General features: G+C 39.7%; 13 protein-coding genes. All 13 read left to right on the top strand.

Translation table 11 applies throughout. The features are described 5' to 3' along the window. The first annotated feature begins 142 nt into the window (after positions 1-142). The gene (locus tag HH219_RS12570; protein ID WP_169327647.1) at positions 143-577 is read left to right on the top strand and encodes a hypothetical protein; all 435 of its coding nucleotides are present in this window, start codon (positions 143-145) and stop codon (positions 575-577) included. Between the two features lie 25 nt (positions 578-602). Continuing rightward, positions 603-1,070 (top strand): type VI secretion system lipoprotein TssJ, encoded by a 468-nt coding sequence (gene tssJ / locus HH219_RS12565; RefSeq protein WP_169327646.1) that lies wholly within the window; start codon positions 603-605, stop codon positions 1,068-1,070. Next, entirely contained in the window at positions 1,071-2,411 is a 1,341-nt protein-coding gene (gene tssK / locus HH219_RS12560) for a type VI secretion system baseplate subunit TssK (RefSeq protein ID WP_169327645.1), read from the top strand. A 9-nt stretch (positions 2,412-2,420) separates the two neighbouring features. Continuing rightward, positions 2,421-3,146 (top strand): type IVB secretion system protein IcmH/DotU, encoded by a 726-nt coding sequence (icmH, locus tag HH219_RS12555; protein WP_249118519.1) that lies wholly within the window; start codon positions 2,421-2,423, stop codon positions 3,144-3,146. A gap of 9 nt (positions 3,147-3,155) precedes the next feature. Further along, positions 3,156-6,866 carry a type VI secretion system membrane subunit TssM gene (gene tssM, locus HH219_RS12550; RefSeq protein ID WP_169327644.1) on the top strand — a complete coding sequence of 1,237 codons (3,711 nt, stop codon included), beginning with the start codon at positions 3,156-3,158 and terminating at the stop codon, positions 6,864-6,866. A gap of 8 nt (positions 6,867-6,874) precedes the next feature. Further along, positions 6,875-7,867 carry a type VI secretion system-associated protein TagF gene (gene tagF / locus HH219_RS12545; protein ID WP_169327643.1) on the top strand — a complete coding sequence of 331 codons (993 nt, stop codon included), beginning with the start codon at positions 6,875-6,877 and terminating at the stop codon, positions 7,865-7,867. Then, entirely contained in the window at positions 7,864-9,435 is a 1,572-nt protein-coding gene (locus HH219_RS12540) for a TssA family type VI secretion system protein (protein ID WP_169327642.1), read from the top strand. The genes tagF and HH219_RS12540 overlap by 4 nt, the downstream gene beginning before the upstream one ends. A 67-nt stretch (positions 9,436-9,502) precedes the next feature. After that, entirely contained in the window at positions 9,503-10,024 is a 522-nt protein-coding gene (gene tssB / locus HH219_RS12535; RefSeq protein ID WP_169327641.1) for a type VI secretion system contractile sheath small subunit, read from the top strand. Between the two features lie 10 nt (positions 10,025-10,034). Further along, positions 10,035-11,561: a type VI secretion system contractile sheath large subunit gene (gene tssC / locus HH219_RS12530; RefSeq protein ID WP_169327640.1), complete on the top strand. Its 1,527-nt coding sequence runs from the start codon at positions 10,035-10,037 to the stop codon at positions 11,559-11,561. A gap of 246 nt (positions 11,562-11,807) precedes the next feature. Beyond that, entirely contained in the window at positions 11,808-12,293 is a 486-nt protein-coding gene (locus HH219_RS12525) for an Hcp family type VI secretion system effector (RefSeq protein WP_169327639.1), read from the top strand. Positions 12,294-12,344: 51 nt separating this feature from the next. Next, the gene (gene tssE / locus HH219_RS12520) at positions 12,345-12,752 is read left to right on the top strand and encodes a type VI secretion system baseplate subunit TssE (RefSeq protein ID WP_169327638.1); all 408 of its coding nucleotides are present in this window, start codon (positions 12,345-12,347) and stop codon (positions 12,750-12,752) included. Between the two features lie 23 nt (positions 12,753-12,775). Then, a complete protein-coding gene (tssF, locus tag HH219_RS12515; RefSeq protein WP_169327637.1) occupies positions 12,776-14,494 on the top strand; it encodes a type VI secretion system baseplate subunit TssF in 1,719 nt (572 codons plus the stop codon). Further along, the gene (gene tssG / locus HH219_RS12510; RefSeq protein ID WP_169327636.1) at positions 14,491-15,474 is read left to right on the top strand and encodes a type VI secretion system baseplate subunit TssG; all 984 of its coding nucleotides are present in this window, start codon (positions 14,491-14,493) and stop codon (positions 15,472-15,474) included. The genes tssF and tssG overlap by 4 nt, the downstream gene beginning before the upstream one ends. Positions 15,475-15,485 lie beyond the last annotated feature (11 nt).

Here is a 15,485-nt window from a genome sequence, read left to right as displayed (position 1 = left end):
GAAGTTATCAAATAGTTGTATTTTTGAACATTATTGAGTTGACAGAATAGGGGGTTACTTTGTATTATGCGCCCAATCTATGGACAGATGTACGGTTATGTTAGCAATAAATGGCTAACTGATTGGCAATCAAGGACGATTTATGACAAAAAAAGACTTTATAAATCAAGTTAATAGCCTTTACTCGCTGGCTTGGTCTTTGACGTGCAATATTTCTTCATTACTTGATCAAATGGGTATTCCGCCGCATCGTGTTTTTTCTGACTCCGTTATGGAGCAGTTTTTTTTCTTTCTTAATAATCCTCCTAAAAACGACGACAAACTTATTTTAATTGATGAAAGTATTTCTGATTATATTCAGGAGCTTTTTTTGTTGAATTCAAAAATAATATCCTCGGTAGATCATGTTGTAATAAAATCAATTACCATAGAAAATCAAGAAAAAAAATCTAATCGTTTTTTATCGAAAATCTTAAATAGGGCAAGCTGGTCTGACTGTGCATCCGTTAGATTTAATCGTGTTATTTGTCCTGTTTATGAAGAGATTCTTTGTAAAAATCAAATTAAAATTAATTAATATATAATATCGAATGAGGCATTAAATGCGTTGTGCAATACAAAAAATAATCTCTGTTTTGTTATTTGTTTCTCTTGCTGCGTGCATGAGTACTAAAGTTGAGTTAGATATAACTGCAACAGATAACTTAAATTTAAATCAGTTTGATGAAGCATTGCCTGTTGTTTTGAGAGTCTATCAATTGTCAGATATTCAAAGCTTCAAAACAGCCACCTTTGAGGAATTATGGAAGTCAGATAAGTCAGTACTAGCAAATTCTTTAATTACGCTTGAAGAGAAAACAATTAATCCTGCGGAAAAAACCACAATTGAATTTGAGCAAGCTGAAAGTGCCCGTTTTGTTGCAATAGTTGCGCTATTTAGAGATCGCCAGGGTGATAAGTGGAAAACCTTTTACCCGCTTGGAGATGGCCCTGTAAAACTATCTACTTCGTTAGATGTGTTAATTACTAATAACGAAGTACAACTGCCTGACGTTGATGAGGCGCAGTAAATGAATATAAAAACCCCTGCAAAACCTGTCTGGGCTGAAGGTGTTTTGTTAGCACAACAACATTTTCAGTTGTTTGATGAGTACCATGAGCAAAACCAAATCGTAAGGCAAAACCTGACTTCGTCGTTAGTGTATGGTTTGCAACATCTTGCACTTGATGAGTCTGCTTTGGCGCGTGGGTTATTAAAAATTACGAGCTTTAAACTGTTACTTGAGAATGGGCGTTTGCTTGAGTTTGATCGCCAACAACACGATGAACTAAAGCTTGAGTTAGATGCAAACACTGATGAAGTCGTTATTTATATTGCTATTGCGGCCAATAAGGTTGTTAGCAATATTGAGGGGTATGCTACCTCAGGCCAATTAAGTGCTTATCAAGCGGATTACATTGAGTTAGGTGATGATCACGATGCTGCGCGTAACCGCGAAGTGTTAATTGCACATCCTAAATATATTTTATTAACCGACAGTGATGTAAAAACGTACTTTGATACTCTGGCATGTTTAAAAATTGCAAGAGCAGAAGATGGTTCATTTGTAATAAATAAGCATTTTGTACCGCCATTATTAAATATCAGTGCGTCAAATTATTTAACCGAATTATTAAATCGTACTGCTAATTTAGTGAATGCAAAAGTTAATGTGTTACTTAGTCGGCGTAAAAACTTTGGCTCGGTTACTGATTTTGGCCCAAATGAGATGAATAGCTTTTTATTACTTAATGCAATGGCGCCTTCAGCTAAACGATTAGATCATTTAAAAAGTTTGGCTATTGTGCACCCTGAGCGTTTGTATTGTGAATTGGTGGATTTAATTAGTTCTGTGTCTATGTTTGAACACAGTGATTTAGTCAACCAAGTACCGCCTTATCAACATAAACAACTTAGCCACGTATTTGGCAAGCTAGATGAGTTATTGACCAAACTACTCGAAGGCGTGGTACCTAAAAAAATGGCTGGGCTTAAACTTGAGAAAGTATCTAATGCGATTTATCAAGTTGCGACCATTGATTCGGCTATTTTTGAAAGCAATGATTTTTACTTAGCCGTATATTTTGAAGCTGAAGATACTAAGTGGATAGAAACTTTTAGTGATCAAGTAAAAGTAGGGGCGACTGAAAAGTTAGACATTATGATTTCTTCAGCACTGGCTGGTGTTCAGTTAACGCATTGCCAACGTCCGCCTAATAAGCTAGCAATAAAAAGTGGTTATGAATATTTCCGTCTTGAATCACATGGCTATATTTGGCAACAAATTATTGAAGAACAATCGTTAAGTTTGTTCATTCCATATGGTTTGCAGGCTGCGCAAATTGAAATAGTTACTGTCGCACGTAATTAACAAGGCTTGATGATGCAACAACAAACAAATGAACAAGATTTAATCGCCAGCATATCGCCAGTTATTAATGCGTTGTCTCCGCTGAAGTTAAAGCAGTCAACTGATCTTGAATTAAATGATTTTCGCGAGTTATTAATCAATAGTTTTGATGAGTTTGAGCGTAATTGCTATGCACAACAGGTAACTACCAGTGTTATGCAAGAGGTCAAATTTGCGTTAACCGCAATGTGTGATGAGTTTGTGATGAGTTCAGGTGCACACTTTCGAATGGATTGGATGTCGCGTCCATTACAGCTGGAATTTTTTGGCAATAACCGCGCTGGTGAAGAGTTTTTTGAGCGCTTAGCCAAGTTACGTACCGGCGGCGAAAATAAGTTTGCAGCGCTCGAAGTGTATTACATTTGTTTGCAACTGGGTTTTGAGGGTATTTATAAAGTCAAAGGTATTGAGCAGCTCAAAGCATTAATTGTGGATGTACGTGCACAAATTGAAGATGTTAAAGGTATTCCTAACACTCAGTTAGCAGATAACGCTGTACCTGCTGAGGGCTTTGTAATGAAAGTAGGCCGTAATATTCCATATTGGGTTATTTTATCTATTTGTTTAGGTTCTATCGCCGCTTTATTTGCGGGCTTTCATTTTGTGATCAACAAGCATGCAACGCAAAGTACGCAAACGATTAATAATCAACTGGAAGTACTCACTCAGTTAAATAAAACCAACGAGACGAGATAAGGTATTACGATGCAAGGAAGAGTAAATAAAGCTGGTATGGTGCATTTTTTACTGGGCTTAGTATCATCGCGAGCGACAGGGCAATTTATTGGCTTAATCGCTGTGCTAACTATTGTATGGTTTGCAGGGCGTGTTGTTGGTTTAGATACAACAGATAAAAGACTTATCGCCATGGGTGCAGTAACCGCTGTATTTATTTTGTTTGTTTTTATTCGTTGGTTATGGACAAAACGCTCTGGTGATAAGCTGGCCTCAGAACTGGCTAGTCATAATGCCGGCTCAAGTGCTGAACTTGATGAAATAAAAGACAAAATGCAAGAAGCATTAGGCTCACTAAAAGCATCGCATTTAGGCGCAGGCTATCGTGGTAATACCGCGTTGTATGCGCTGCCTTGGTATATGATTATTGGCCCTTCAGCCACGGGTAAAAGCACGTTATTTGCCAACTCAGGCTTACATTTTCCGTATTCAAATTCAAGCGAATTACATATTCAAGGTTTTGGCGGCACGCGTAACTGTGATTGGTGGTTCTCTGATCAAGCAATTTTAATTGATACCGCAGGGCGCTACACCACCGAACAATCAGAAAACAAAGAGTGGCTGTCATTTTTAAATTTACTCAAAAAATATCGTCCTAAGTTGCCTATTAATGGCGTAATGGTTGCAATTAGTGTTGCTGATGTATTGACCTCAGATAGCGAAGAGATTCGTCAACATGTGAAATTAATTCGTGAGCGTATTGAGGAGTTGATAACGCAGCTGGGCGTCATTTTTCCTGTTTATATTACGTTTACTAAAACGGACTTAATTAGCGGCTTTGAACCTTTTTTTAATGACTTGTCTGAAAAAGAACGCGAACAAGTGTGGGGTGCTTATTTACTCGACATCAGTGAAGATCAAAAAAATGATCCAGCTGAAATGTTTGAAGTCAGAATGGATGAGCTTTATGAACGTTTATGTCAACAACGTTTAGGCAAAGTTGCGCGTGAGCGTAATGAACACCGTAAACAACTCATTCTTGATTTTCCAAACCAGTTTAAATCTGCATCTACTAAGCTAACTGAATTTGTTAATTTACTATTTAAATCAAACCCATATCAAGAAGTTCCTTGGTTTGCCGGCGTATATTTTACCTCAGGGACGCAAGAGGGCACGCCTATAGAGCGTATTGCCAATGGCGTACGCGATCAGTTTGGTGCAGTTGCTGTTGATCAAAAGCAAGAGAGTATTACGCAAAGCTATTTTATTAATCGTGTATTTAATGATGTGATCTTTAAATTGCAAGATCTAACGCGTGGCAACCGTAAAAAGCGTTTAATAGGTCGTTGGCTAAAAGGGTTAACAGTAACCACCAGTTTAGCGTCAATTGCGGCGATAACAGCACTTTTGATCACTTCTTATACGAGCAATCAATTGCTATTAAATCAGGGTGAAACACGCGTTAAAGCAGTTATAGAGGTCAATGTTAATAAAGCGAAAGATGATCAAAAATTAGCAGCAACTTTAGCTTTGTTTGATCATTATCAAGAACTTAATCGGTATGAAAAAGACTTACCGTGGTACTTTATATTTGGCATTTACGAAGGTGATGAAACCACGCAAAGCGTAGAGAACGTGTTATTTAACCAGCTTAATCAGCTGATTACTTTCCCCGCTGAAAAACACGTTTTAGCGCAATTAAAGTTACATGAAAACCAATGGGATACAGATGATGTTGATGCGCGTGCGAGTATCCGTCAGCCTTATTACGATGCACTTAAATTACACCTTATGTTAGGTGCTCACTCTGAGCATAAAGATGACGAATTTGCCAAAGCGCAGTTGCTCGAGTTTATAAGTGGTCATTTTAATATTGATTTATCAGCGCAAGAAGAAACGCCGATCTACATGCAATTGACTGCATTACTAGATTTATACTTAAATAATATTAGTGCTGATATTGAGCACCCAGGTGCCATTGTATTTTGGCAAGCAAACGAAACGGCCATTATCAATGCTCGAAACAACTTAAATACGCAGCCAGAAGCACAGCCACTTTACAAGCAGATAGTTGCCAGCTTTGCTGAGCGAAAAAAAGCATTGCAGTTAAATCAATTTATGTCGGCTAACAATCGAGATGTATTAAAAAGTAGTTACGCCATTCCTTATGTATATACCAACGCAGGGTGGCGCGAGTATGTTTACCCAGAAATAAAGCGCGTATCACGCTTGGTGTTCTCTGGCGATTGGGTTATGGGCACGAGCAATGAAGAAGGTAAAAATGCGGTTGATGAAGCACAAGCTGACACGCTTGCTAAAGCCATGCGCGCTTATTACTTTAAAGATTATGGCAATACGTGGTTTGAATTTTTAAAGAGTATTCAAGTGCCAGCGTTTAGAGATTTAAATGATGCCAGTATTGATTTTGCACGTTTATCTTCAAACGATGGTCCATTAATCGACTTAATGACGCTGGTAAATAATAACATTATCGTTGCTGATGAACCGTCAGTTGTGACGGCAAATAACGACAAAATAGCAACGTTGGTGGCTGGAGCTGCTGATGTTGCGCAGAAAAAAGCAGCTAAGGGCAAGTTAGCTAAACTTGATAGCCCAGATTTTTCAAAAATGAGCACAGTGAGAGCACCTGAACTTGAATCACGCTTTGCTGATTTACGCCGTTTTACGCAAAATGATGAGAATAAACGCAGCTCTGATTACATGGGGCAATATATTAGCTCGCTAAGCAGTATTCATTCAGACATTAAAGCAATGGCTGCCAGTAATGAAGACGATGGTCAAGCGATGATCTTTGTTCAAGATTTGCTCTCAGGTAATAATCAAACAAATGCACTGCAATCGTCGTGGATCATAATTGAAAGCCAAACACGTGCGCTAGACCCACAAACAAAAGAAACGCTAGATGCGTTATTTAAAGCACCTTTGCAAGCAGGTATCGCCACTATCATGGCTAAAGCGCGTAGCCAATTAAACGAAGAGTGGGAAAACCAAGTTTACACCATGTACAACAATAGTATTGCGGGTAAATACCCTTTTAATTTAACGGGACCTGATGCCGCAATTGCTGATGTATCTGAGTTTTTAAATAGCGAAACCGGCATTTTATGGAACTTTATAAATCATCAGTTAAAGCCGTTTATGAAAGTGCGCCGCGGTGTATGGGAAGAAAAACTATGGAATGGCGTGGGTATTGGCTTAAATAAAGAGTTACTAGATGGTTTAACAAGAGCGAATAAGGTAACTCGTTCATTATTTACCAGTGGCTCTGATGCAGCAGGTTTTAATTTCCAAATGATGCCCGTGCCGCAAAAAGGTATTCGCGAAACCTATCTTGGGTTTTCAGCACAAGGTTATCGTTATCGTAATGAGCCTGAAGAGTGGCGTAACTTTTCTTGGCCAGGACGTGGCGCTGCCGAAAAAGCAGTGTTGTACGGGTTAGACAATAAAGGTAACCGAATTAGCATTGAGCAAGAAGGTCCCTGGGCATTACTTAAAGTACTCAATAACGCGGATGTTAAGTGGGTAAAAGGCACTGAGTTTATCGCTACTTGGGATTTAAAAGATAAATCAGATAACGCTTTAACTGTGCAGTTTTCTTTGAAATCGGGGCGTAACAGCGGTGTGTTTTCTAAATATATGCTGACATCTTTTGCCTTACCAAATTCTTTATTTGTGCAGTCACCGCAATTTGCACAAGCTAATAAGCACTCGGTTCAGTAGGGGGAGGGATGTTTAATTTATTTTCTAAAAAGAAGACCCCTACGCTTGTAAAGCAGTATAACTATGGATACATGGGCAAAACTCCCGTGCGCCCTGATTTTGTAAAACTCAATATCTCATCGCGTGAATCCGTGGCGCTTGATCATTGGTTACAAGAAGGTTTTGCGCATCTAAATCGCGGCAGAAAGGTGAATAACATCTCACCACTCAATGGTGTTAAGTCGCTGTTTTTTATATCAGGTAATAGTGATGATGGTAGTTTATTGGGGGTGTTGCAGCCAAGTAAAGATAGCAGTGGTCGCTTTTATCCATTTAGTTCGTTTATTCACAGTGGATTAGACACTTATAAGCGTCATCCTGCATTTTTGTTTTTATATGCAAGCCATGTGATAGAGCATGTAATCGGTGTCAATGAACGCATAAAAGAGGCACCTTCAATTGATGCGATGACTACGCAAGCAAAAGCGTATGAAGCGGTGGCAGAAGCATTAAAACAACAGCCTAATCTAAATCAAGAACTCGATAAATTACGCCTGATCCCAATGAGTGTGTTTTGGCAGCATTTAGGCATGAATGATATACATCAGCGTGCGGTGTTAATTGAGTCACTCTCTGCAGTATTAAAATCGATAGCAAACAGGGGGTGTTTACGTAGCCAGTTTGGTATTCGTCTGCCAATGCCGCATTTTAGCCATGAGAGCTCTCTTGTAGCAGGGTTTTGGCTACATTTAGTTGCATCAGTTGTGGCAGATCATAATTGGCAACCTTGGTTTTTTTATCAACTTGGTTGCGAGCAATATGCACCCAGCTTGACCATTTATTGTAGGCCTATTCCGGCATCGTATTTTAGTTCAGTGTGGCTAAACGATAATAAATCACAAGACGTGATTGATTTAGTAAATTTACCACTTGATAAAATGCCAAGCGATTACAGCCTTAATTTTGCTGATATGGATAATGTAAGTGTTTACGACGCGCTAAGACGATGGTGCAAAGCATGAATATGACTCATCCACACACGCACTCTAGTTGGCAACTTTGGTTTGAAGAATTATCAGCCCCATTAACAGGCGGCTTGATTTGTGGCGAAGATTTAAAATACGAAGAAACGTTTAAAAGCTTAAAGGCGTCATCTTCTGGTGTGGGTGAAGTTGATTTTAAAGTCATGTTTATTCAAGCCACTGATTTATTGCAAACCCAAAGTAAAGATTTGCGACTGGTCAGCTATTTATGTCTTGCTGCAACCAGCGAGTTTGGTGTTGTTGGCCTTACATATTCTATTAAATTATTTAATAAGATTTTGGGCGATTTTGCTGAACAAGCTCACCCGATAAAAGCACGTATGCGAAGCGCGGTGAACACTTGGTTTTTGCAACAACAAGATCGTCTTAAAGGGATTGCGCAAGAGCATACAACAAGCCCTGAGCAATGGGTTGAATTGGCTAATGCGCTGGGGAATTATAATCAGCAATCGGTGCCTTTATTAGATAGCGAGTCTGGCCCATTATCTACTTTAAATGAGTGGAATAATGAGCAAATAAAACGTAATCCAGTTGCTGAGCCTGAAATCAAAGCACCACCTAAAGTCAGTGACTCTGTAGCTCAAAGTACTATCGAACACATTAGTACGACTGATAAAGCAGCTACCGAACAAAGCACAACACGTGTAAGTAGTAACGCGACAATTAATGTTGCAGACATTGCGAATGACACCGCTTATTTAGCGGCAGTTCGTGAATTGCTTAATTTTGACAAAGAGCAAAACAATATTGAGCGAGTGATTAAATTATCACGCGCTGCGCGTTGGTCAGGTTTAAAAATACCAGCAAATGATAACGGAAAAACGCGCCTACCTGCGCCAAGAGCTGCGGCGTTTGCACCAATAGAAAACGCCCTTGCGAATGAGCAGCCTGATCAGGCTTTGCTCCTTGGCGAAGGATTATTTATGGAAGGTGCCATGCAGTTTAACCTTAATTTACAGCTACTTATTTTGAGTGCATTAAAGCAACTAAATAACGCTAAATTAAGTCACTGGTTAGAGCAGCAATTGCTCAACCTAACCAGTCAGTTTCCGTTATTAACGAGCTTACAATACGATGATGGCACAGGGTTATGCAGCCCAGCCAACAAAGAAACGTTATTAGAGCTAGCCAATGAGCAAAATCAGCAAACAAATACAGTGCAAGCAAATGTATTTGATGATGAATATTCTTTACTTGCAGATGAAGTAGCGCAAGGCCAATTAAGCCAAGCACTTAGCAAGGTTGAGCAATTAAGCACCCCTACTGGGTTTGATCAAGCACAAAGTCAGCTTCTAAAAGCAAAGTTGTTACTCAAAGCTGAGCATTATGATCATGCATTGGCAATTTTAACCGAATTACTTGCGCAAATTGAAACCTTTCAATTAGCAAAATGGCAACAGCATTTTTGCATGGAAGTATGGCGTTTTGCCAAGCAATGTTACGCCAATCTGTCTTTGGCAGAGAGTGATGAAATGAGTTTAGCTGCTAAGCAAATTAGTCAGCGAATGATGGTAACAAATCCGGCAAAAGCAATTACCTGGATTTAGTTACAAAGGCCTGACTAATGCGTCGAGGCTAATTGGAATTTAGCAAACAAACTGCAAAGGAAAAAACATGACAGATACATTTCAAAAAGAGATCCCACGCGCTCGGATCAATATCTCGCTTGAGCTTGATACTGATGGCGCATCTCAAAAAAGTGAATTGCCATTAAAAATGTTGGTAATTGGTGATTATTCTAATGGCCAAAATACCCAAGAACTTGCTGAGCGTGAACGCGTTACAATCAATAAAAATAATATTGAGCAAGTACTTAAAGACATGGCCCCTAAAGCCAACTTTCAAGTATCGAACAAAATCAAAGGCGATGGCGAAATTAACGTTAATCTGAAGTTCGATTCATTTAAATCGTTTGACCCAGAACAAGTTGCATCACAAGTGCCTGAGCTAAATAAAATGATGGCAATGCGTAACTTATTGCGTGATTTAAAATCAAACCTGCTTGATAACTCATCATTGCGAAAAGAACTTGAGCGTGTGTTACAAAATCAACCTGAGCTTGACGAGTTAAAAGCCAAGCTTGATGAGATTGCACCGCTTGCCTCAGAAGACGAAAAACAACCACTGGCTCAATAAGGACGTTATCATGTCAATGCAAGAACAATTAAATGTGGCAGCTCATAACGTTGAGCAAGCGCCAACGTCAACCTATGAAAACCTATGTAGTATGGTTGATATTGCCCCTGTTGCAGATGAAATAAAATTAGATGCTTTTCGTGATGCCAGTAACTTGGCTGAAACACGCGCCAATGAGCGTTTAACAGCGGCTATTAACGTTTTTTTAGATATGGCTGGTAACAGTGGTCAAGATGTGACACGCATCGATAAGCTCTTATTAGATGACTACATTGCGACAGTTGATACGATCATATCAAAGCAGTTAGACCAAATATTACATCATCCAAACTTTCAAAAAATGGAGTCTGCATGGCGTTCATTGCGTTATTTAATTAACCGTACACCTAATAACGCCAATATCAAAATTGAAATGCTTGATGTAGATAAAGAAACACTGCGTGATGATTTTGAAGAAGCCCCTGATACGACTCAATCAGCACTTTATAAACATGTTTATACATCTGATTACGACACGCCAGGTGGTGAGCCCGTATCAACGATGGTGTCTAACTTTGAGTTTGATTGCTCTGCGCCTGATGTATCATTACTACAAGAGATTTCGCGCGTATCAGCCGCAGCACATTGCCCATTTATGGGCAGCGTAGGGCCTAAATTTTTCTTAAAAGAATCATTAGACGAAGTATCTAAAATTCAAGATATTGGCTCGTACATGGAGCGTGCAGAATTCTTACGTTGGAAAAATTTCCGCGAATCAGAAGACTCACGTTACATCGGTTTAGCTTTCCCACGCTTTCTATTGCGTTTACCGTATGGTGAAACTAACCCATTGCGTAACTTCAACTACCAAGAAGATGTTAACAGCCAACACCATGAACGCTATTTATGGGGTAACGCCACGTTTGCATTTGCTGCCAACATAATTCGCAGCTTCCATGACAATGGCTGGGCGGTCAATATTCGCGGCCCACAATCGGGCGGTAAAGTTGAGAACTTACCACTGCATTCATTCGAAGCAGGAAAAGGCTCTGAAACTAAAATACCCACTGAAGTGCTTATTTCAGAAACCAAAGAGTTAGAGTTTGCAAACCAAGGTTTTATTCCACTTAGTTATTATAAAAACTCAGACTTTGCTTGTTTTTTCTCAGCAAACAGTGCGCAAAAGCCACAAGTGCTAGAAACGCCAGAAGCGACATCAAACGCGCGTATTAACTCACGCTTACCTTATATTTTCTTGGTATCGCGTATTGCGCATTACTTAAAAGTATTACAGCGCGAGAACATTGGTTCTAGCAAACCGCGTCATGAATTAGAGCAACAGCTTAATGACTGGTTAGGTGCATTAGTGACTAAAATGAACAACCCTGATGAGTCGTTAATTGCAACGCACCCATTAAAAGACGCCAAAGTGACCGTTGCTGAAATTCCAGGCAACCCTGGTTATTACCGCGTAAGTACATACATTGTGCCGCATTTCCAAGTGGAAGGTATTGATGTGCGTTTAGCGCTTGTAGGGCAGATGCCTGGCGAAAAATGAACTGCCAAGCCGCCGATGAAACGAATTTAATGCAGGCTGTTTAAATACGTCAATTTGGTGAGTAGCTGGTTGGTGTACAAAATGATAGGCCGTGCGGCCAAAAAATTGCCCCAAGTTGGTTGCACCCAACTTGGGACATGTTCCCCAGTGGCATGAAGCAGAGGGCTTTTTGGGGGGCATAAACAAGCTTGTTTATGCCAATGCCAACTAACAGGAAACACTTCATTCTAAAAGGAGAATAATGAAATGGCAATTCCAGCGTATATGTGGTTAAAGGATGACCAAGGTAATGACATCAAAGGTTCTGTAACTGTTGCAGAGCGTGAAGGTTCAATTGAGATCCTACACTTTGATCATGAACTTCGCATTCCTACAGATAACGACACGGGTGAACTTACAGGTACTCGTAAGCACGAACCGTTTGTAATTACTAAAGCGGTAGATGCATCTACACCATACTTGTATAAAGCGTGCTCGAACGGTCAAACACTTAAGCAACTTGAGCTTAAATGGTACCGTATCGATGACACAGGGACTGAGCGTGAGTATTTCTGCCACAAGTTGGAAGATGTAAAAATTACGTCTATCTGCCCTACAATGCACAACGTGAAAGACTTGGACAAGGAGCGTTACCCGCACCTTGAAACAGTATGTTTACGTTACAAGCGCATTACTTGGACATACCTTGATGGCAACATCGAGTTCTCTGACTCTTGGACCGAAGGTCGATAAGTTAGGTTTTCAAAGGATATGCGCAAGCATATCCTTTTCTCGAGGTAATTCATGGCGTTGTTCGATTTTTTAACTCAACCTGTTATACGTAATGGTCATCAGGGCTTTCAAACTGATGAACAAAATAGTGTCTGTAATCATTTAAATGAATTGTTAAATGCACGGCGTGGTGTATTAAAGCACCTTGCTGATTATGGTTTGCCTGATGTTGAAGATATCTATGAAGGCTTACCTTACTCGCAGCACACATTAGCGTTTGAAGTTAAAAAATTGATTGAAAAATATGAGCCAAGAGTCCGTTATGCCAATGTTATACCAATGGAAATACGTGAAGAAAATTGCGTTATTAGGTTAGACATACAGGCATTTTTGACCTCTGGACACAGTATTAAATTAAACACTCGGTTTGAATCTGGCGGTAAGGCTGACGTAATTCAACATGCTAGAAACAGCGATTAACCGCTTTTTAAAAGGATATTTTAATGCAGCAGTATTTTGATGCACAAATGCGTTTACTCACGCAGGCAGGCAAACAATTTGCACAGTACTATCCTGAGCATGCTGGGATGCTTAACATTGACGCATTAAAAGATCGCGACCCGCATATTGAGCGTTTGCTCGAAGGGATGGCGTACTTAACTGCACACACGCAAAAACGTTTAGATGAATCAGTCCCCGAAGTCTCAGAACAAGTGTTGCGCCAATTATGCCCTATTTTATTAAGTTATTATCCGTCAAGCACCGTGGTTAAATTTAGCCCAAAACTGGCTATGCAAAAAACGCATTTGATTGAGAAAGGGCTAACATTAAAAGCCGATAACACAGCGGTAGACCATAAAAACATTACCTTCACCACAACTCACGACTTAACTATTGCGCCACTTGATGTGGAGCATGTGCGGTATCAAGAGTCGCATTTAGGGGCTGAATTACGGATTGGTTTTAGGTTTGTTTGCCAAGGCGAGCGTAAAAACTATGAGCTGGACAATTTACAGTTTTATTTACGCGGCGATACACCGCTTTGCAGTTCATTGTTTAAGTTGCTGCAAACCGCCGATAAGTACGCGGAGCTAGACTTTGGTCCGTCTCACTTTGAGCACAATAAAAAACTTAAAGTCAAAGGGTGTAGTGCTACTTATTTAAATATTGATGGGGCGTATTTACCCAGTGCCAATCAAAGTCACCCAGGATACGCATTACTACTTGATTACTTTAACGCAAAAGATCGATTTTACTTTTTAACTTTTAATGGCTTAAAAGGTATAGAGCTTCCTGAGAATATTGACCGATTTGAAATTGTTTTTCGGGGGGAAAGTAAATTACCGCCCGGGCATCAATTATCCCGTGAAAATATTTTACTAAATTGCGTACCCGCAGTTAATTTATTTTATCAAGCTGCTGAGCCTATAAGAATAGAGTCTAATCGAACAGATTATATGATCACTGCGGATCAAAATCGCACTGATCATATTTTTAGTTATACCGTTGATTCTGTTATGGGGCGTAACTCTCTAAGTGGTAAAACATATGACTATACGCCGCGTTATCAAAGTGTATTTGAAGACGAAAAAAAGCTATTTACAGTTTTAACAAAAGATGTAGGCGCTGCGGCACCGACTCATTACTTACAACTGCCATTTAACCTAAATGACGAAAAAGAAACGCTATCAGTTGATTTAACCGTGTTTAATGCTGGTTGGCCAAGACAATTGTTGCAAGAGGGCGACTTAAATATAGGCGGGCGCGATATGCCAAGTATCGCTGATGTTGAAAATGTGATTAGGCCTACAAATTATTTACCAAGCCCTGAGCAGCCAAAGCATTGGCAACTGATCAGTTTGTTGAACGTAAAGTTTTCTCAAATCACTCAAGTAACGGAGCTTAAACGCTTATTAGTACTTTTTGATTGGTCACAAAAAGCTGAAAATAGACTGCGCATAGAAAGCATTCAAAAAATAACAGCAAAACCCATTAGCCAAATAAAGCGTGGCATATTTATCAAAGGTGTTGATGTACTTATTGATATTGATGAAAGTAAGTTTGTGTGTGATGCCGACTTATATCATTTTTGTAATATGTTGCATCAATTCTTTTTAATGTATGCCCCTATCAACGAAAGCGTACAAACCCGTGTTAATGCAATCCCAAGTTATAAAACATGGTGTTGGGATATAGAGCCAGGTAAGAGTTACCAGCTATGAGTATGCACGAACGCGCAATTAATCACCCTGTGTGGGCAAAATTACCAAAGCCCATAGAGCAATTGATTGCACAACCATGGCAGTTTAATTTATTTAAAGCCATGAGCTTAATAGAAAAACACTGGGCAACTCCTAAGGAGCTTGAAAAAGGTATTAGCGAACGCGTTATGTTCAAGCCTTTTAAAGAGCTTGGTTTTCCAGCAACAGATGTACGTGATTGCACTTTAGATAATCAAGGCCGAGGGCGGTTAAGCCTGTCTACTTCTTTTTTAGGTTTATACGGTGTAGATGCGCCTATGCCACATTATTTGCTTGAGCAAGCGGCAAGTGATGAGGAAAGTGGTGATCGGGTAAGGCAATTTTTGGATATGTTTAATCATATTTTGTATTGCCAACTATTCCAAGCATGGAAAAAGTCACAAATTAACGTTGCAGGGCGCGGCGCAGAGCAATTTGACCACCTTGTGAAGTCTATTTTATCTGGTGAAACCGATCAAAAAGTACAATGCGGCATTGCCAGTTTAAAACAAACCAGTGCAGCAGGATTGGCACAACTACTCAAGCACACGTTATCAGTTAATGAGTTACAAGTGGATGACACTCGCGCTAATTGGCAAACGGTTGATACTCCAAGCACCTTTGGGAAAGATTCGCAAATGGTGTTAGGTGGCTCTGCGGTACTTGGAAGTAAAGTATTGGTCAGTGGCAGTATTTTAACTATTGCAATTGGCCCCGTAGACAGTGCCACCGCAATGAGTTTAAACCCATTGAATGAACAAGGTAAAAAAATGGCAATGTTACTAAGTACTCATTTACCTAATAATGTGCAGTGGCTTTGCCAAATAAAAGTAATTAACGATGCTGTAGAGCAACAAGCGATTGGTGTATCGACATTAATTTTGGCGCATAACACATACCTAGGCAGTGCAGAGGCCAATATTACCACGCACAGCTATACCCATCTTCAATATCAACATTAGTAAAAACAGGA

Origin of the sequence: Pseudoalteromonas sp. NEC-BIFX-2020_015 (assembly GCF_012952265.1) — a bacterium.
Classification (GTDB): domain Bacteria; phylum Pseudomonadota; class Gammaproteobacteria; order Enterobacterales; family Alteromonadaceae; genus Pseudoalteromonas; species Pseudoalteromonas neustonica.
This window is presented reverse-complemented; position numbering and strand designations above follow the sequence as displayed.